At 53.6% G+C, this 20,199-nt stretch carries 10 protein-coding genes; 5 read left to right on the forward strand and 5 right to left on the reverse strand.

Features of this window, described 5'->3' with window-relative positions; all coding sequences use genetic code 11:
• Together TERTU_RS15230 and TERTU_RS15235 are read left to right on the forward strand one after the other, a co-directional pair.
• Entirely contained in the window at positions 1–351 is a 351-nt protein-coding gene (locus TERTU_RS15230) for a P-II family nitrogen regulator (protein ID WP_015819948.1), read from the forward strand.
• On the forward strand, positions 348–767 hold the full coding sequence (locus TERTU_RS15235) for a CBS domain-containing protein (RefSeq protein WP_015817231.1): 420 nt from the start codon (positions 348–350) through the stop codon (positions 765–767). Before TERTU_RS15230 ends, TERTU_RS15235 begins: the two co-directional genes overlap by 4 nt.
• Before the next feature lie 237 nt (positions 768–1,004).
• Here TERTU_RS15235 and TERTU_RS15240 read toward each other — a convergent pair whose 3' ends face one another.
• Together TERTU_RS15240 and TERTU_RS15245 are read right to left on the reverse strand one after the other, a co-directional pair.
• A complete protein-coding gene (locus tag TERTU_RS15240) occupies positions 1,005–1,940 on the reverse strand; it encodes a glycosyltransferase family A protein (protein ID WP_015817726.1) in 936 nt (311 codons plus the stop codon).
• 4 nt (positions 1,941–1,944) lie between these two features.
• Positions 1,945–2,943: a glycosyltransferase family 2 protein gene (locus TERTU_RS15245; protein WP_015818218.1), complete on the reverse strand. Its 999-nt coding sequence runs from the start codon at positions 2,941–2,943 to the stop codon at positions 1,945–1,947.
• A 325-nt stretch (positions 2,944–3,268) separates the two neighbouring features.
• Here TERTU_RS15245 and TERTU_RS15250 point away from each other — a divergent pair, with 325 nt between their 5' ends.
• On the forward strand, positions 3,269–4,099 hold the full coding sequence (locus TERTU_RS15250) for a hypothetical protein (RefSeq protein ID WP_015819142.1): 831 nt from the start codon (positions 3,269–3,271) through the stop codon (positions 4,097–4,099).
• An 86-nt stretch (positions 4,100–4,185) separates the two neighbouring features.
• Here the strand turns inward: TERTU_RS15250 and TERTU_RS15255 are convergent, their stop codons facing one another.
• Positions 4,186–4,749 carry a hypothetical protein gene (locus TERTU_RS15255; RefSeq protein WP_015819530.1) on the reverse strand — a complete coding sequence of 188 codons (564 nt, stop codon included), beginning with the start codon at positions 4,747–4,749 and terminating at the stop codon, positions 4,186–4,188.
• Between the two features lie 449 nt (positions 4,750–5,198).
• Here TERTU_RS15255 and TERTU_RS15260 point away from each other — a divergent pair, with 449 nt between their 5' ends.
• Positions 5,199–8,510: a glucuronyl esterase domain-containing protein gene (locus TERTU_RS15260; protein ID WP_041590269.1), complete on the forward strand. Its 3,312-nt coding sequence runs from the start codon at positions 5,199–5,201 to the stop codon at positions 8,508–8,510.
• Between the two features lie 246 nt (positions 8,511–8,756).
• Positions 8,757–9,887: a response regulator gene (locus TERTU_RS15265; protein ID WP_015818088.1), complete on the forward strand. Its 1,131-nt coding sequence runs from the start codon at positions 8,757–8,759 to the stop codon at positions 9,885–9,887.
• Positions 9,888–9,917: 30 nt separating this feature from the next.
• Here TERTU_RS15265 and TERTU_RS15270 read toward each other — a convergent pair whose 3' ends face one another.
• Positions 9,918–10,334, reverse strand: a complete 417-nt coding sequence (locus TERTU_RS15270) for a hypothetical protein (protein ID WP_015817472.1) — start codon at positions 10,332–10,334, stop codon at positions 9,918–9,920.
• Positions 10,335–10,655: 321 nt separating this feature from the next.
• Complete coding sequence (locus tag TERTU_RS15275) at positions 10,656–20,189, reverse strand: putative Ig domain-containing protein (RefSeq protein WP_015818993.1); 9,534 nt, start codon at positions 20,187–20,189, stop codon at positions 10,656–10,658.
• Between the last annotated feature and the right edge of the window lie 10 nt (positions 20,190–20,199).

The raw sequence follows: 20,199 nt of genomic DNA on the forward strand, positions 1-20,199 counted from the left end.
ATGCGTTTTAAATTGATTTTGGTTTTCGCTGAAGATGCTAAAACCGACAAAATTATGGACGCCGCTCGCGAGGCGGGCGCCACTGGAGCGACGATTATCAACCACGCGCGCGGCGAAGGCCTCAAAGCAAAAAAAACATTTTTTGGGCTTACGCTCGAGTCACAGCGCGATGTTGTGCTGTTTCTGGTAGAAGAGCATATGAGTCGCCAGATTCTCGAGCGTATTGCCGAAGTGGGTGAATTTGATACCTCCCCTGGCACCGGCATAGCCGTACAAATTGATGTGGAAGATGCGGTTGGTATCGCACACCAGGCCAGTAATATTTCGAAGAAAATAGAGGAAGAGCTATGAGCCGAAAAGTCATCACCTGTCGCGACGTTATGAACCAGCGCTTTGCCATCGTCGACGGGCTCACCACCGTATCCGATGCGCTGCGGATAATGAACAGCAACAACTATAAAAAAGTCATTGTAAAAAAGCGGGACGAACACGATGAGTGGGGGCAGGTACAACTATCGGATATCGCCAAGCATGTGATAGCCAAAGACCGCTCGCCAGATCGCGTGAACTGCTACGAAATAATGGCGAAACCGGTTATTTCGGTACGCCCCGGGATGGACATTAAATACTGTGCCCGTCTGTTCAATTCATTTGGTCTGTCTTCCGCCCCGGTGATCGACAATGAGGAAGTCATCGGCGTGGTCAGCTACAACGATATCGTTCTCAGCTGGCTGGACTATCTGGATAGCAAACATGAAGAGCAATAATTGTTTTAACGTCACCTGCAACTGGTTGATATAGATGTAACCCTAGCTATTTACCGGACAATGAAACTTGCGCAGTTAACAGGCGGTAAACGGAACTACCGCCATTGCCCGAAAGGCGCTCTAAGCCGTAGAATCATCAGAAAATGCACACATTTTCGCCAGTATTTCAAAGGCACGCGATTCAATAGATAGACTAAATGGATAGACTAAACAGGTAGACTCAATAAATAGGATCATCTATTTAGCACCCGGAGTAACCGTCAGCAGCCGCCAGATATCATAGGCGTCAAACACCTGGGCAATCTGGCGATCATTTCCCTCTCGCAAATTCTCAATGGCCAGGCAGTCCACTTGGGTATCGGCAATGCTCGGGGGCACATCCACCCAGGTGTTTTCGCCCGGCACGACCATCGCCGCCCTTCCCTGTATCATCGTCATCGCTTTTAACCAGATGTCATCGCCACGCGGCGCCAGCTGCATAAATGCCGGTACATTGAGAACCTCAGGATGCAGACTTCCCGCCGGATACAACACACCACCGGAACCCGTGGGGAACAACAGTGTTCCAGCCGCAGGGTAACGAACACACTTTCGCCACTGCTGATAGGGTAGCAGCGCACCCTGCTCGTCAAACATCATTTCGTGAGCGCGATAGCAAAGAATATGTTCCGGGTATCTAGCATGGGAGCGCGCTAAACCCGCGATGAAATCCGGTGGGTACATAACATCGTCGTCAACAGTAATCACCGCGTTTCCCGGGAAAGCCTCTAGCGCCGGAATAATTTTTTTATAGGACAACAGGTTTTTACAGAAACGAATATCAACCCCACGGGCCAGGGCATGACACAAATTAGCCGGCAAATTGTCTGGCTGAAATTCTGCTTCATCCAGCCAGAGGAGGATACGTGCTGGCGGCAGCGTTTGTTCCAGCAATGTTTGCAGCGTGATGTGCACAGTGTCTGCTCGCTTGCCAAATGTCGTCAGGGAAACGAGCAAGCCACCCTCGGAAAATGACGCAGAATGGGACGCCCAAAAGGCCCGCTCCATTGCTGCCTGTAGCTTCAGGTCAGCGGCTTCCCGAGGTGTCGGTTTTTTTTGATAACCGTACAGCCGCACACCGCAAAAATAAAACTCTCTGCGGCGACCCCGTTTGATCTTTTTAAAGCCGAGCATGTTATTAGCGCTTGGCGTACATATAGCGCAGAGCGCGATATATCGCTGCAACACGGCCATAGCGGGCGTGAAGGAAAATCAGCCTCGCCATGGAAATATTTAAATCGGCCAGTAATTGCGCTCGTTGCACGGCAATATAATCGCGCGTATTAATTCCCGCTTTGCGCATCAGCTTCACCGCATTCACAAAATTGGTTACGCAAAAACTGTAGTAGGCGAAACGACTCCGCTCGTCCAACACCACACCCTGGGCAGCCCAATACTCCAACACACCGCGTGGTGCAGCCAGTAGATCTTCGACTTTCTGCCGGCTGGGCGAACGCACGATACTGGTCGCGCGACTGCGATACGCCACCAGAGCCTTCGGCAAATAAAAATACTGCTCCACCAGCGCACTCGTGCGCGCGACTGAGTAGAGATCCTCAAAATAACGGCCCTCCGGAAACGGTTCACCCGCATTCCATAGTTCACGCTTATAAACACGCCCCCAGGAGTGAAATCTCCGCCTGGCGAACATACCTTCGAACAGCGCGTTTTTATCGTGACTCAATCGGTTTGACGTACCGCCGAAAACGGTCACTCTGCGCGCATCAGCAGGTGAATCCACACTTGCATCAACAGATTCCGGAACAATTTGGTAGTCGAACAGCACGGCGGCTTCCGGGTGTTCTAGCAGTACCGTTCGCAATTGGCTTAGCGCGCCAGGAAAGAGATAGTCGTCGGCATCGAGAAACCATACATACTCTCCAGTCGCGTTGGCCAGCAATCTATTGCGGGCCACCGACACACCTCTGTTCTCTCCGCCGTGGATCACTTTCAATCCAGGTATTGCGCGCGCGCCTATGGCTTGCAATTTTTCGGAAGAACCGTCGGTGGAGGCGTCATCGTAGAACAATATTTCAATGCTGCCATCTGCACTCGCCAACCAGGAGTTAACACAGTCGTCCAAGTAGGGTTCACAGTTAAACACGGGTATGAGCAGGCTGAGCCAGGGAGTTTGCATGCAAGATTGTCGCACCGGAAAAATGGTCGGAAATGCTAGCACAGGGGCACAGTGATGACTAACAAGCGAGAGTAAATATGTATAAAAGTGCAAGGTGTCGAGACAAAACCAATACGCTTCACCTATTATGGAAACCCTGGCTGGCGGCACCTATGGAAACCCTGGCTGGCGGCACCAATGCGCTGGTGAAGTCGCCATACCTGGGCATATTCAGCCCCCAAACGACGCTTGAACGCGGTAAAAAGCCTGCGCAGGATACAGGGATTACCTGCAGCAAGCTTACCCGAACAACCCCCAACCGACGTAGTGAGAATTGCAGACACACATGGAGATTAATATTTCGTCCCCCCGCTCGCCGTATCTAGTATTTACATCTGCGGGACGCTGGGCAAATATCGAACAGTGGATAACAAAAGACCGACAATGGGATTTATTTCTGTGTAATTACGGCAAGCAGCGCCACCCTCAAGCTGCCCATGCCGACTACTATTGCGACCGTCAGGGCGGCAAATTTCCCAACCTGTATCACGCGTGGCAGGAGAATCCGGAACTGTTCCGTCAATATGATGCTGTTTTGGTACTGGATGACGATGTTATGTTTCCAGACAGAAATATTCATACTCTCTTTAACTATCTTAAGAAGTACCAGTTGTGGTGTTTACAGCCAGCGTTCTCGCCTGCAGGCAAGATCAGCCATAGACTCACCGGCGTGCGTTCCCTGCGTAAGCTTACCTACACCAATTTTGTCGAAGTGTGCGCGCCGCTCATACGCACAGATAAACTAGACGCCTTCTTTCAGGTATACGACCCTAAACTGGTAGGCTGGGGTGTCGATCTGTGGCTGATGCATTTTCTCCAATACCCCAAAAACAAAGTTGCCGTTATCCACGACGTGGTCTGCATTAACCCTGAAGATGAAATCAAAGGCGGCAGCCGTGAAATCGAGCGTTTGCAATGCCAGCAAAAACGTATTGAGTGTTGGAATACGATAAAACGTGAACACAATATTCCAGATCAGCCACTCATGGAGTACGGCACTGTGTGGCAACTGCCCACGCCGATGAACATTTGGCGCGCACTCGTAATATTTTTTGAGCGCAAATATTTGCGGCACTGGGGTAAGAACTCCCGCCGTGCGCGCGCAGGCCTGGCTTAGGTCGCATTAAAACTGTGTATCTACCCGCGATGTATCTACCCGCGACAGCGCAGCTGTAAAAAACCAACAGCGCATTGAACGCGCACTTAGCGAACGCAGCGAAGTAGCGTCATCGCATTAGCGCAAATCATTCCAATACCACTCAATTCAAAGAGGTGGTTAATGCGCAGCACCCCCAGGTGAACGCCAATCAATCGATCAAAATGATGAAAAGATGCTGCTCGAATTACAATAAAAGACACTAAAAAACACAAGCCAGCCAGCGCGAGACTGTTGTTTTTGAGCTGTTTACGAAACAGCACCAAGAGAAATACCAAGACGCAAAAGCCTGCAACTATTACCGCAACGATAAACCCCATTTGAATCGATCGACGGTGCTCATACCAACCGTATTCACGCGCATTATATTTAGCCCATGCAGTAAAAAAGCTCTGTAAATCCAGCTGTTTGTTGATTGCCAGAAATAACATCAAGCCAGCCATTGCGGCCCAAAGCCATACCTGTTTTTGAGTGTCCGAGGTAAAACAACGCTCTGCGCAAGACACCACGCGCACGGATAACAAAAACGCGAAACAATACGCCAGCACAGTAAGCCAGCCCAAAAAAGTCGGATCACCAATGGTCGGCTGCCAACCGTATAAATTTATCACTCACAGACCTCTGAAATACCACTAAAGAAAACGACTTTAATTCGCTTAATTCCCTGAAAACACTAACGAAAGTACAACACTTAGGTAGCAGAAAGCTGACGGCAACGTCGACATGTATACCAGTCTTTTTTCCAGGATAGACTTTGGTCCAATATGCCTTTACTGTGTACTAGCATACAGTCAACTAGACAATAACAATAAAAAAGATGTTCTCTGCCATTAACTGCGGTTATGGCGCCAATTTAGGTTTCTTTCTTTTTTTCACCCTGGGGGAACGACTGTTTCCTATGTGAGATACCTATCGCGTAGTTCAGGCCCGCGCCTCGATGCGATTTCGAGATCAGCCAACATGGATATAAAGGATAACAACGGATAAACCCATCCGGCTGAGCATCCCACTGGGACATCAAACCCTGTAATCCTGAACAGAACTTGTGGAGATTCTAATAATGAATTCACATCACTCACCGTGGCGGATAAATCTATCTTCGCCGTCACATGCACGAAAAACCGTGGTACCGCGCCAATTGGACAAGGTTGCGCGCACGGGAAAACGATTTCTAGCCGCCATTGGTTGTGCCACAGCGCTGCTGTCTGCAGGTACTATGGCACAAACCCTGACATCTAACGCGACCGGCACACACAACGGTTACTACTACTCCTTTTGGAAAGACAGTGGTGATGCGTCGTTCGAACTCATGTCTGGCGGTCGCTATCGCTCGCAATGGACCAACGCCACCAATAACTGGGTTGGCGGTAAAGGTTGGAACCCTGGTGGCCCCCGCACCGTAGCCTATGAAGGTTACTATGGCGTGAGCAACTCACAGAACTCTTACCTCGCTCTGTACGGTTGGACGCGCAACCCTCTCATTGAGTACTACGTGATCGAGAGTTACGGCTCCTACAACCCATCCAGCTGTAATGGCGGCACTAACTTCGGCAGCTTCCAGAGCGATGGCGCGACCTACAATGTCCGCCGCTGCCAGCGAGTCAACCAGCCATCCATTGAAGGTACCGCCACTTTTTATCAGTATTTTAGTGTGCGTACGCCGAAGAAGGGCTTTGGCCAGATTAGCGGCACGATCAACGTAGCCAATCACTTCAACTACTGGGCGAGCCAGGGTTTGAATCTGGGCAGCCACGATTACATGGTACTGGCGACGGAAGGCTACCAGAGCAGCGGTAACTCCGACATTACCGTCAGCCAAACGACATCGTCAGGATCTTCCTCCAGCACGTCATCATCCTCGTCTTCATCGTCAAGTGGTGGCCCCAGCGGATCCGATATTATTGTCCGCGCCCGAGGTACCGATGGCTCAGAACATATCAACTTGAACATTGGCGGCGTCACTGTCGCTGACTGGACCTTAACCACCTCCGACGCAGATTACGTGTACAGCGGCAGCGCCAGCGGTGACATTCAGGTTGAATTCGACAACGATGCGAGCGGGCGCGATGTCATTCTGGATTACGTCTACGCCAATGGCGAAGTGCGCGAAGCCGAAGATATGGAGTACAACACCTCCACCTACGACGGCGGCTGCGGCAACGGCTCCTTCTCCGAAACTATGCACTGTAATGGTGTAATTGGCTTTGGCGCGACGGACGATTGCTTCAGCGGAAACTGCGGCACTGGCAGCTCCAGCAGCTCCTCGAGCTCCAGCAGTTCATCCAGCTCATCATCGTCAAGCAGCAATTCCTCTTCCAGCAGCTCGTCGAGCTCATCTAGCTCCAGCAGCTCCAGCAGTTCGGGTGCGACCGGGGGCAGCTGTGCAGGTGTGAATGTGTACCCCAGCTGGACTGCACGTGACTGGTCTGGTGGTGCCTATAACCACGCCAATGCTGGCGATCAGATGGTGTATCAAAACACCCTGTACCGCGCCAACTGGTACACTAACTCAGTACCCGGCAGCGACGCGTCCTGGACCAATTTGGGTGCCTGCGGAACTGGCAGCAGTACATCCTCTACCAGTTCATCCAGCAGCTCATCGTCAAGCAGTAGCTCGTCATCAAGCAGCTCTACATCAAGTAGCTCTACATCAAGCAGTAACTCGAGCAGTAGCAGCTCCTCCAGCTCATCCTCATCCAGTTCCTCATCCTCCAGCAGCTCTTCTTCGAGCTCTTCAGGTAGCGCACAGCTGGTGGTTGCCATCAATGCAGGTGGTAATGCGACCACCTACAATGGTGTGCAATACCAAGCGGATGAGTACTACAACGGCGGCAGCGTCAGCTCGACAACCGACCCGATTGCTGGCACCACCGAAGACGCCGTGTTCCAGACCGAACGCTACGGTTCCTACACCTACAGCATTCCGGTAACAGCAGGCACCTTCTCTATCGACATGCAGTTTGCCGAAATCTATCAAACCGCAGCAGGCGACCGCTCCTTCAACCTTTATATTGAAGACCAACTCGAAATGTCCAACGTCGACCTCTACACCCTTGCGGGTCACGATGGCGCTTACGAGTTTAGTGTGGACAATATCTACGTGAACGACGGCAGCCTCGATATTGAACTGGAAACACTGGTCGACAACGGCACAATTGCAGGTTTCGCGATCTACTCCCCGGACGGCGAATTGACCGAACCGCCCACACCGCCACCTTCCAACGAAAACCCCAGCGCCAGCTGTAATGTAGGTCCGCTGCCCGGAGCAGTATCTGGCACCAACAACCTGCCTGATCCGTTCCGCAAACTCGACGGCACGCGCATGACGAGCAAGACCGAATGGCGTTGTCGCCGTGCGGAAATCCTCGAGCAGGCCTACACCTATATTTACGGTGAAAAACCCGCCAAACCCAGCAGTGTGACGGGTACTGTCAGCAGCTCCTCGGTGCAGGTCAGCGTGTCGCACAACGGCCGTTCAACCTCGTTCAGCGCGTCTGTCGAACTGCCTTCCACGGGTTCCGCTCCCTACCCCGCAGTCATTGGCTTCGGTGGTGGATTCTTCGGTATCGCAGGTGGCATGAAAGATGTCCTTAAATCTCAGGGCGTTGCGATTATCAACTTCGATCCATACCAAGTGGGTGCAGAAGGCAGCGGACAAGGCAACGGACGCTTCTACGACATCTATGGCTCAAGCCAGGCGGGTCTGCTTACCGCGTGGGCATGGGGCGCCAGCCGTATTATCGACGTGTTGGAAAGCTCTAGCCTGATCGACGCTGACAGCGTGGGTGTTACCGGGTGTTCGCGCTTCGGTAAAGCCGCCTTTATCGCCGGCGCATTCGACGGCCGTGTCGCTTTGACCATCCCCAACGAGTCTGGTATCGGCGGCGTACCCGCCTTGCGCCTGGTACCCGTGGTCGACAGCGGTGGCGAACAACCTTCGCACGCGATCAACTACGAACCCTGGTTCTCGCCAAATGCTTTCCGCACTTTCGCCAGCAGCCCGAACCGCTTGCCGATTGATACCCATGAGGTTATTGGTTTGGTGGCGCCACGCGGCCTGCTTATTCTGGATAACCCACACATCGGCAATCTCGACTATCGCTCCTCCTACGCTGCAGCCGCAGCCGGTAAGCGCATTTATGAAGCACTGGGTGTGAGCAGCAACATGAGCTTCCACAATAACGTAAGTGACGGCAGCCACTGCGCGTGGAAAAGCGAGTTTGCCCAACCTCTGCGCGATAACGTGTCGAAGTTCCTGAAAGGCGGCAGCGGCAATACAGGCTCTATCAATGCCCGCTCTGGTAGCACAGTGAACGTGGACTCCTACATCAACTGGACCACACCAAACCTGTCCGGCAACCTGGACTTCTAAAAAACCCGATGGTCCGTACTGAGGTGTGTTCCAGTACGGACAAAAAACGGCGTCGCTAACAGGTCATCGTTAAAACGCCAAACACATTTTCTCTCCCTCCCAAGCGCTGTACCTACAGCGCTTTTTTTATATTCCAACGACCTCTCATTCTTCTGCCGTCTTAGCCAACACCACTTTTTATAAGCTGATCTACACTTAGACGACAAGCCTCATTTCCGGGTTGGAACCCCCAGCGAAACCACACTTATGAGAGCCAATCGTCCCCACATACTCATCGTCGACGATCAGGAAATGTCACGCGTACTTTTGCAGGATATATTTGCCGAAAAGTACGACGTCACTTGTCTGGAGAGCGGCGAAGCCTGCATCGAGGCAGTCCAAACAAACAGCTACGACCTGGTACTTCTGGACGCGCACATGCCCGGCATCAGCGGCTACCACGTGTGTAAGCAATTACGCGAAAATCCCGCTACCGCGAACATCTCCATCGTTTTTGTCTCCGGTCTCGATACCGTAGAAGAGCGCCTGCGGGGATACGAAGCGGGTGCGGACGAATACGTAACCAAACCGCTCGATGAAGATACGGTCGTTGCGCGAGTCGAATCGGTTTTAGCCGCTAGAATCGCGGTCAAAAACATCGAAAGTCAGCGCCAGGAAGCGATGCATACGGCATTTCAGGCGATGGCCAGCAGCGCAGAACTGGGCCTCACCATTCGCTTCCTGCAGGCCAGTTTTCAGTGCCAGAATGAGCAGGAACTGGCAAAACAATTACTTGAAGCCACCGAGCAGTACGGGGTGGCCTGCTGTATCCGCTTCGCCTTTGGTGGCCAGGAGCACCTCTACAACTGTGCGCCGGAATCCATAGAAGCGAAAGTGCTGGAAAAAATTACCACCAAGCATCGCATACTGGATTTTGGGGCGCGGACGATCATCACCGACAAACATGTGACCCTGCTAATCAAAAACATGCCCGTAGAAAACCCTGAGGACTACGGTCGTCTGAAAGACAATTTAACCGTGCTGGTCGACGGCGCAGAGGCGCGCTGTGTGGCATTCGAGATCAATGAGAAAATGGCGCAGGAACGCCAGGCAGGTATTCGCTCCCTGGCGGGCTTCGCGGATAAAAAGCTGGCAGAGATTCGCGAAATTATCCTCCGCCAGTCAGATCTCACCGAAGATGTAATCGATGGAATAAAAGAACAGATTGAACAGGCCGTCTACCGGCTAGGTCTGGATGAAGACGAGGAAAAAGCGCTCATTGCCTCGGTTGATCAGGCAATTTCAGGCGCCAGCCAAATCATCCAGCACAGTTGCGCACTCGAGGCGCGCTTTGAAGAATTCACTGGCGAACTGCACAAGCTGGCGCACTATGAATAAACAAGCGCCTTCCTCCTACGACTACCGGCATCAGGGCAGCTTGCAGAAAAACTCTTCAAATCCCCATGGACCTACCGGCACGGTGTAGCAACCGTCTTTAAAAGTCAGCTCCCGCTCAACAAACTCTTTGCGATATTCGTGGTAGTAACGCATCCGAATAGTATCGCCCGACACCAGCTGAATCTGCGCCGGAATAAACACCGGGCTCGCCGGCACATCGTTCGCAAAATAGGTCGTGAACGAGTCGGAGCGAATATCGTTAACCAGGCGGCCGAAAAAATCCTTCTCGTAGGCTTTACGCTCTTTTTCGGGAATCCCCGGGATGGCGCGCATACTTGCAAGAGTCTTGGCTTCATCCGACTGAAAACGACCAATATAAAATAATTGTTGCTGAGCAAAGGCCAGATGTGGCAATGCAAGCAAAAGGACTAGCAGATATTTTTGCATGGTGAGATCCCGTCTTTCGCACCTTTCGCGCTGGGGCGTATAAAGGCCAGCAAACGCGGGTGCTTAATTATTATGTGTGTAAACCAGGGCCGTAGAGTATGCGCTTCTGGGCTGAGGATCAACTGCGCCCGGCCGCCAATCGGTCTGAATTCTGACTACAGTAGATCGCGTGCTCAAATTACGCCGCGACCGCTGAAAATGGACAAACACCGGCAGATCAAGTTCCTTTTCCATCGAGAACTACTGAAAACTGCCAGGCTCCGAATGCAAAAACGGGCAGCCTGAGCTGCCCGTTCGAAATGTAATAATGCGCCGCTCAACCTATTTGAACGTGATCTCGACACGGCGATTTTGCGCCCGACCTTGAGCCGAGTTATTGTCGGCAACGGGTTTCACTTCGCCGTAACCTCGAGTGTCCCACTTTTCTGCATTCAGTTGCAGACGCTCGCTGAGGTAGTTCGCAACGGCATTCGCGCGTTTTTCGGAAAGCCCCTGGTTAAAGGCTTCGCTGCCGACCCAGTCCGCATGACCCGCAATTTTTACGCGGAAATCATAGTTCGCGGCCGCTACACCTTGTGCCAAGGCATCCAATTGAGCCTGGGTTTCTGCGCTCAAAACGGCGGAGTTAAACGCAAAATGTACAGTAACCGGCGAAATTTCAGGGCAACCAAAGTGATTCACCGCAACACCTTCCGGTGTTTGTGGGCACTGGTCGTCGGCGTCAATAACACCGTCGTTGTCGGCATCTGCAGGTGCCGCCGCCACAGGCTCTGCTTTGGCTGGCTTGGGACTGGCCTTGCCAAGATAGCGCGCCACACTCAAAGTCGCCGCCTGGGCATCCTTGTCATATGAATCCAGCGATACCCGTGCAAACCATTTTTCGCTGATTAACCATTCGCCACCCACACCCAGAGTGAACTGGGTGCTGTTATTCTGGTGAGAAATATTGGTCGAGGTTGTATCCAGGGTCTGCAGGCCGACTTTCACGAAAGCGTTCAAACGTGCGCCGTAGTTGCGCAACCAGTAGCCAGCGGAAAGCCCGGTAATGCTGTAGTCGATTTCCGGCTCCAGTGTAATGCTAGGGTTTACGCTGGATAGGGTTGCCGTTCCCAGATCGTAGTGACTCAGCTCAGCAAACAGGTGATCGCTCAAGCGCAATCCGGCGAACACACCGACTGCATTGCTGGAACTGTCATTGACCTGCCAGCTGGTAGCGTCAGTAGGTTCTGGCTCAAGCTTACTGACACCTGCGCCCAAACCCAGGTACCAGCATCCCGCCTGCCGATAGGCGCTGCTGTAGTCGCACTCTGCGGCGCGACCGGCAACGGACGCCAGTAACAGAGCTACCACCAGCAGCGGACGGGAGGCGCGGCGCTTAACCAGCACCAGCGCACCCATCATCATCAACAACCAGAGACCGAACGAGCCACCACCGTTAACACCGGTTTCAACACCGTTGTCCACTTGCAGACGATCGACAATGCCGTCGTTGTTGAAGTCGCCGTTTTCATCACCGTCCAGTACACCGTCGTTATCGCTGTCGGTGTCACGGTAATCTGGAAGACCGTCGTTGTCGAAGTCGGTAGTCACCACCAACGCATCGTCAACGCCATCGTTGTTGGCATCTACACCACCGGTATTATCTACGTCGACTGCGTCGTCAATACCGTCGCTGTCGCTATCCATACCGGTCAAGGGTACCAGCAGCTGTTCTTCACTATCGGGGATACCGTCGTTGTCGCTGTCCAGATCGCGGTAATCCGGCAGGCCATCGCCATCAGTATCTACCTCTTGGAAGCGGTCATCGACACCGTCGCCGTCCGCGTCTACACCACCGGTCACATCAACGTCATAGGCATCGTCGATACCGTCGAAGTCAGTGTCTACACCGGTAGGTGCCGGGCGATCGGTTTCCAGGCTGTCTGGCAGACCGTCGTTGTCACTATCGAGATCCAGTGCATCAGCGAGACCGTCGTTATCCAGGTCACCCATGCCCTCTACCGCGTCGGAGATACCATCGCCATCCTGGTCGCGATCCAAACCAGCAGGTACGGAATCGTGATCTTTGTCAGAACCCGAGCCAAACGCGTTCGGCTGTTGATCCAGCAGATCGTGGATACCGTCCTGATCGGAGTCGACCATGTTATCAATGCGGCCGTCGCCATCTTCATCTAGTACGTGAGCAGCGTTGCCTTCGATGTCGTTAATGCCATCGTTGTTGCTGTCCAGGTCCAGATAGTCCGGAATGCCATCGTTGTCAGAGTCCAGCGCAGGTCCAGTGACCAGGCTTTCGTCATCCACCATGCCGTTCTCGTCCAGATCCGGGTAGCCCGCTTCGTCGACATCGAAGAAGCCGTCGTTGTCGGAATCCAGATCGCGTAGATCAGGGATACCGTCGCCATCGGAATCTCGCAAGGCAGCGTCATCGTCGACACCGTCGCCGTTGAGGTCTGCACCGCCAGTGAAGTCCGCATCATACTGATCGTCAATGCCATCACCATCGGTGTCGTTGCCGGTGTTACCCGCTTCAACACTGTCTGGAATGCCGTCGTTGTCACTGTCGGAATCCAGGTAATCCGGAATACCGTCGTGGTCCGCATCCGCCTGCGGCACGGTGGTGTCATCGATACCATCGTTGTCCGCATCCGGGCCGCCCGTTTGGCCAGCGTCGAAGCGATCATCAATGCCGTTGCCGTCGGTGTCGATACCGCCGGTTTGGTCCACGTCGAAACGGTCGTCGATCAGATCGTTATCGGAATCCACTGGTTCACGCACCGCTTCCAGCGCATCGGGAATACCGTCGCCGTCAGAGTCCGGGTCCAGCATATCGGGGATGCCGTCTTCGTCGGTATCGCGCAGCACATAGCCGTCGTCGATGCCATCGTTATCCAGGTCCACGCCACCGGTCTCATCGACGTCAAACGAGTCGTCGATACCATCGTTGTCGCTGTCCTTGCCGGAAATCCCTTCTTCCTGGTTGTCCAGAATACCGTCGTTGTCGGAATCGATGTCCGCGTAGTTCGGAATACCGTCGCCATCGTCGTCGCCAGCACCTTCGATAATATCGGGAATGCCGTCACCGTCTTCATCGATGCTGGTATCCAGGTAGTCCGGGGTACCGTCGCCATCGCTGTCGCCAGTGCTTTCGTCTTTATCGTCGATGCCGTCGTTGTCGGAATCCGTGTCCAGGTAATCGCTCACACCGTCGTTGTCGCTGTCGCGAGCACCTTCCTCGCTATCGCTGATGCCGTCGTTATCGCTGTCGGTATCAATAAAGTCAGGGATGTTGTCGCCATCGCTATCGGCCTGGCTCTCGTCCGCATCGGGAATACCGTCGCCATCCGAGTCTTCGTCGCGATAGTTCGGGGTGCCGTCGTTATCCGAATCAGCGGAACCTTCGTCCTTATCGCTGATACCGTCGTTGTCGGAATCGCTGTCCAGATAGTCCGGCAGACCGTCGTTATCCGAATCGGCTGAACCTTCGTCCTTATCGCTGATACCGTCGTTGTCGGAATCGCTGTCCAGGTAGTCCGGTGTACCGTCGTTATCGGAATCGGCTGAACCTTCGTCCTTATCGCTCATGCCGTCGTTGTCGCTGTCGTCATCCCGATAGTTCGGAATACCGTCGTTATCGATATCGTCAGCACCTTCGTCTTTATCGCTGATGCCGTCGTTGTCGCTGTCGGTATCCAGATAGTCCGGGGTGCCGTCGTTATCGGAGTCGGTAGCACCTTCGTCCTTATCGCTGATACCGTCGTTGTCGCTGTCGGTATCCAGGTAATCCGGGGTGCCGTCTCCGTCAGAATCCGCGGTGCCTTCGTCGGCGTCTTTCATGCCATCGTTATCGGCGTCGTCGTCCAGATAGTTCGGGATACCGTCGTTATCGATGTCGTCAGCGCCTTCGTCCTTATCGCTGATGCCGTCGTTGTCGGAATCGCTATCCAGGTAGTCTGGCGTGCCATCTTTGTCGCTGTCTTCCGCACCTTCAATCAGGTCGCTGATCCCATCGTTATCGCTGTCGGTATCCAGGTAGTCCGGGGTGCCGTCTTCGTCAGAGTCCACGGTGCCTTCCAGCGCGTCCGGCAGATTATCGCCGTCGGAGTCCAGATCCTGATGGTTGGGTATACCGTCTTGATCCTGATCTTCCGCACCTTCTACGCTATCGGGAATACCGTCGTTATCCGAATCGGTATCGCGCGAGTCGATAATGCCGTCATCGTCGCTATCGCCAGAACCATCTTCCGCGTTGGGAATACCGTCGCCGTCAACGTCTGAATCCAGATCATCGATGATTTTGTCACCGTCCAGATCCGCTTCTACATTAAAGCTTGCTGTGGTCAGGTCGGACTGAAGTTCACCGTCCGATACACGGAAGGTAAACTGGTCGGCGCCCACGTAATCCAGGTTCGGGGTGTAGACAAACTTAGGCCCGGTGCCAGTGAGGGTGCCGTGTTCAGGCTGATCCACCACAATAAAGGTCAGCGGGTCGTTTTCCCCGTCCTGCGCAGTGATAGTCACTTCATAGGGCTGGTCTTCAACGATGTTTGCGCTGATACCACTCGCCACAGGTGCGGTGTTGTCATTGTCGATCTGGATAGCGAACGGCGCCAGCGCATCACTGCCACCTTTGCCATCGTCAACGCTGATCACAATACCGCTGTAGGTGCCTTCATCACCGTCTTGCGGTGTACCAGACAGCATACCGGTGGCGGTGTTAAAGCTCGCCCAGGCGGGCTTGTTGGTCACACTGAAGGTGTGTACATCGTCGGTATCCGGGTCCACAACGCTGGGGGTAAAGCTGTAGGCCAGCTTTTCTGTGCCCTTGGGCGCCGCGGTGCCGGAAATGGTCGGAGCGCGGTTCAAGTTGTTTACATCAACACTAAATGGCCCGAAAACAGCACTGCCGCCGCGACCATCGGATACGGTAACGGTAATACCCGCATACTGACCCGCGTCCAGATAGCCAGGCGTACCACTGAGCACACCGGTATTGGAATTGAACTGCGCCCAGGAAGGTTTGTTGCTAACTGCAAAAGTCAGCGGGTCGCTATCCGGGTCACTCGCCGTTGGCGTGAAGTAGAAGGAGCCCCCTTCGTCAGTCGACCCAGGTGCAGTGCCCGCAATGGTCGGCGCACGGTTGGTGTCGGTTACGGTGATGGCGAACGGGCCCAGGGTATCCCTGCCGCCCAATTCGTCTTCTACAATAATCGCCACATTGGCGTAAGTACCCGCGTCTTCATAGCCAGGTGTACCCGTGACCGTCCCTGTCGTCGGATCAACCGACAACCAGGAAGGCAGGTATTCACCGCGATAGCTCAGTCTTGCACCAGTATCCGGGTCGGTTGCTGATACCGTGAAGCTGTACGGCTGCCCTTCTGCAATGGTGGGTAGCGGGGTACCGCTAATGGTAGGCAGGCGGTTGGTATTCTGCACCTGGATACCGAATGGCCCCACGGCGGCACGTCCGCCTTTACCATCGAGCGCCTCAATCACGATGCCATCGTAGCGACCGGCATCGTCGTAACCGGGCGTGCCCGTCAATACACCGGTAGCAGTATTGAAACTCGCCCAGGAGGGTTTGTTAACGATGCTATAGGTCAGGATATCGCTATCTGCATCGGTCGCCGTGGCGGCATAGGTATAGGTTTCCGCTTCAGCGATTGGCTGGCCGGGTGGGAGTGCACTGATCACTGGCTCGCGGTTGAGATCGGCAACAGTGATGCTAAACGCAGGCAAACTGCTGGTACCGCCCACAGTATCCGTTACTGAAATAACGATGCCATTGTAGCTACCCGCGTCCTCATAACCTGGTGTACCAGACAACTCACCCGTCGTAGGATTAAAGCTGGCCCAAGCAGGTTTGTTGGTAATGCTGAACCCACTGACACTATCGCTGGAATCCAACTCGGTCGCGCTCGGTACAAAGCTGTAGTTGCTGGCTTCGGTTACGCTGGTGGCAGGCACACCGGTAATAGTCGGTGCGCGGTTAGTATTGGTAACCGTAATGGTGAACGCAGGGAGACTATTGCCTTCGCCAAGGTTGTCCACCACTGAGATAACAATGCCGCTGTAAGTCCCGGCATCTTCAAAGCCTGGCTTACCGGTCAGCGCACCGGTGGTGGTGTTAAAGCTCGCCCAGCTCGGCTTGTTAGTAATACTCAAGGTAAGGGTATTGTCGGTATCCGGATCGTTAACCACTGGCGCAAAGCTGTAGCTCGCATCCTCCGCAACACTGACAGCCGGTGTTCCGCTCAAGGTCGGCGCCCGGTTAACTTCAGCAACAACGATACTAAATGCAGGCAGGGTATCCACGCCGCTGCGCAAATCATTCACACCAACAATAATGTTGCTGTAGGTACCTGAGTCGGTGAAGCCCGGGGCGCCACTCACGGTACCGGTAGTATCGTCGAAGCTCGCCCACGGTGGCAGGTTGAGTACGCTAAAAGCCAGGCGGTCCCCGTCCGGATCGAAACCGGTCGGGACAAAACTGTACGCGACGCCTTCAGACCCGGTAGTTGCTGGAGTACCAGAAATTGTTGGGGCCCGATTGGTATCGGTAACGAAAATCTGAAATGCGTCGCTCTGAGTAACGCCACCGTTAGCATCATCAACGGTGATTTGAATGCCGTTATAGGCGCCTGCATCGTCAAAACCAGGGGTGCCACTTATTTCACCCGTAGCGGTATTAAAACTGGCCCAGGCCGGCTTGTTAGTGATGGAGTAAGTCAGGACATCGCCACTGTTGCCATCGGCCACCGTTGGAGTGTAACTGAACGGCGTATTTTCAGCGGTACTCTTGCCCTCAACAATAATTACCGGCGCGTAATTGCGCTCAACAACGTCTATATCGAGAGTGATATGAGAATTTAAGTTGCCATCTGACGCGATGATGAATATGTAGGTGTAAGAGCCAACGTCAGAGTCCGACGGTGATCCAGACAGCGCGCCAGTAGACGTATCGAAAGACATCCAGCTTGGTTTATTCGCAATACTCCAGGAAATAGCATCACTTTCCGGGTCGGTCGCAGTCGGCGTAAAGCTGTAGCTTGCTGGCACGCGAACACTTGCTGCCGGGGTACCGGTAATCACCGGTGCTTCGTTAACATCTCGCACGTCCACCGTAATTTTCTGAACGTGGCCGCTAGACGCAGAACCAATCACCTGAACCGCGAGCTTGTACTGGTTTGGTATCCCCGACATCACCGGGTTTTCGTAATCAGGCGCAACCTTGAATGACAAGGCACCCGAATTCGGATTAACGTTAAACAGGTCGCCCTGGTTGTAGTCAGGGTATGGAATCAAAGAATAGGTTACCGTGCCCGACTCGCCGTGAACAGGCACAAGCCCTACCGAAGTGGTGTTTTCATCCAGGGTGTATGCGGAGTTGTCATTGCTGGTAAAGCTGATCTCAGAATCGTAGGGGCCAGCGGGTGTTGTGCCATCGGTAGCACTCAGGTTAACTTCCGGGGGCGCATAAGGCCCGGTGCGGTGATCGTAATAAATCTTGCCATCATTCACTTCCTGCTGAGTGAAGCTGGTGATCGCCACTGTAGGCGCACCAAGGCGCCAGAATATACCGTTGGGCGTAGAATTTATAACAATCGTTACATTACTTGGATCGGTGTCTGCGTCCGCAAACTGCAAGTCGTTTGAGGTAATAACGTTATCGGCCACATTGCGCAGGTGCAGGTGGTTGTTCACCACAACCGGGCCACTTGTTGCGGGCTTCTCCGGATGCTCTTGCACATCCACATACAGCGAGTAGTTGCGCGCTAAACCGTCACCGTCCTGCACGTAGAGCGAGAGGTTGCGACGACCGCTGGCACGTAAAACAAAAGTGTCGTTATAAGTAAGTTTACGCACCAGTGCTTGCACAGTCGCTGTTGAAACAGTGCCGAACTGAATGCGCAATGCATTACCCACACCGTCCTCGTAGGTGTCGATATCAGCGATTTTGCTGCCTTCATAATAAATTTCGTAGCCGTCGCGACGGAACTGACCCGGGCCATCCCCCTCAGACGTGAAACCCAACACTTCATATTCACCATCAGCAAAGGAGACGTTAAAACGCAACAAGCCGTTATTGAGGTGAGTGACCGGGTTACCGCCATTGTCTCTATCGGTGAGAATCGCATCGCTATCGACATCCACCAATTGCGCATCTGTACTCGCATAAGTGATTGTATCCGACTCCACATTTTGCAGGCGTGGCGCCAGAGGATCGGGCACGATGAAGTTCAGAATCAGATAGCTCTTTGAGCGGGCGTCTGAGGTGTCATAGATTTCGAACGTAATGGGGTAGGTGCCAGGATCTAGACCGGTGCCAATCGCGCCCGGGGCAAAGGTGAAATCCCCGTCGACCGTGGACGATTCGGTCAGCGTACCTTGCAGGGTACCCAGGCTGCTAACATCAACCGCAGTCCCGGTAATCTGGAAATTATAAGAGTCGCCCTTTTCAACAATAACGTTACGACTTTCTGGAATATTGTTGCTCACCTCAAACGGCACGGCCGCTTTGGGTTGCAGATCCAGAATAAAGTCGACGTGGCTCTTGGAGATAACCGTGCCGTCGGCCCGCACGTCTTCAACTACAATGCCGGCGCTGTACAGACCCGGTGTTAAGGTCCCTGAATCGTTCCAGGTAACAACACCGGTATTAGTGTTGATTGTAAAACCGGTAGGGTTTACGTAACCCCCGGCAAGACCACCGAGCTCGTCTTCTGTCGCAAGACGAAAGCGCATTTTATCGGCATTGGGGTCGGTTGAGGTCACCGGGAAGGTGTAACTCTGCAACGTGCTCACACCATCCGACTGCAGTTGCGGCACTTCGTAAATAATCGGCAGATCGATCTTGGGCGCAAGGTTGCCATTGCTGGTATTCACCAACGTCTGGATATTCCAATTACCATCCGCATTGTTCCGCAAATCACTAATGCGGGCGCCACCATTCCAGCGAATCAGAAAGGCTTGCCCTTGCGGTATATCGTTAGCCGTAAACGTGCGTGTGCTTAACGCATAATCGGCTGTTGTGGGGGTAGTATCGCCAGGAGCATTGTATTCCCCGTTAACATACACCACTTCATCAGACGTCTGAACAAACGTTAAAGGCTGATCGGTACCACTCACGATAAGGCTGCTATTGCTAGGCGGCGACATAGAATTCCAACGCCAGGCGGATTTTACCGTCAACTCGAGGTCGTCCAACTGGGTATCGCCATCGGCATCCACCAGGCGCCAGCTCATGGAACCACCACGGAAGTGACTCAATACCGCCTGATACTGCTGCTGGAAACGGGCTGAAAACAGCGCTTGCGGTTGAACTTCACCGCGCTCATATTCGAGCGTCCAGTTTCCCCCCAACGCAGAAGCGCCGGTGCGGTCCATAGATGCTGCCACGTCCAGACCAGAGTAATCCGACATCGCCGTCAAAAAGTGCTCGCCATCCCGGCCAGCTGCCACGTCGCACCCATACACATACCAGTCGGCGCCAGGTGTGAGTTGCTGGCCCATTTCCGCCAGGTCTCGCCCGTAAGAAGGCAAAGATACGCTGTCAATCAGCTGGCCCCCCAGAAAAAGCTCACCAGCTGCACCGTGCGATACCAGGTGCAAGCGACTCACCGGCGCAGAACGCGCGGCCAGTGCATCGCGAATTTGCGCGAACGGGTTGGTTCCTTGTTTCAGCATCAAAACTTGTGTGTCATCGCCCAGGTCAGACACCATGGCCTGCCATTCATCTACTTGCGGGTCGATAACTACAAGATCATTCTCGTCTGCCAGTGCGTTGCGCATAGGCGTTAAAGCGACAAGAAACAGCGCTGCAGCTTTTAGTTGTTTAAGGTGCCAATTTTTAAACATAAGAGTGCCT

Origin of the sequence: Teredinibacter turnerae T7901 (assembly GCF_000023025.1) — a bacterium.
Taxonomy (GTDB): domain Bacteria; phylum Pseudomonadota; class Gammaproteobacteria; order Pseudomonadales; family Cellvibrionaceae; genus Teredinibacter; species Teredinibacter turnerae_B.

Bases quoted from the DNA above. Each gene is read 5' to 3' on its own strand.
- TERTU_RS15230 (WP_015819948.1), top strand. From the start codon at position 1: ATGCGTTTTAAATTGATTTTGGTTTTCGCTGAAGATGCTAAAACCGAC.
- TERTU_RS15235 (WP_015817231.1), top strand. From the start codon at position 348: ATGAGCCGAAAAGTCATCACCTGTCGCGACGTTATGAACCAGCGCTTT.
- TERTU_RS15240 (WP_015817726.1), bottom strand. From the start codon at position 1,940: ATGCTCGGCTTTAAAAAGATCAAACGGGGTCGCCGCAGAGAGTTTTAT.
- TERTU_RS15245 (WP_015818218.1), bottom strand. From the start codon at position 2,943: ATGCAAACTCCCTGGCTCAGCCTGCTCATACCCGTGTTTAACTGTGAA.
- TERTU_RS15250 (WP_015819142.1), top strand. From the start codon at position 3,269: ATGGAGATTAATATTTCGTCCCCCCGCTCGCCGTATCTAGTATTTACA.
- TERTU_RS15260 (WP_041590269.1), top strand. From the start codon at position 5,199: ATGAATTCACATCACTCACCGTGGCGGATAAATCTATCTTCGCCGTCA.
- TERTU_RS15265 (WP_015818088.1), top strand. From the start codon at position 8,757: ATGAGAGCCAATCGTCCCCACATACTCATCGTCGACGATCAGGAAATG.
- TERTU_RS15270 (WP_015817472.1), bottom strand. From the start codon at position 10,334: ATGCAAAAATATCTGCTAGTCCTTTTGCTTGCATTGCCACATCTGGCC.
- TERTU_RS15275 (WP_015818993.1), bottom strand. From the start codon at position 20,189: ATGTTTAAAAATTGGCACCTTAAACAACTAAAAGCTGCAGCGCTGTTT.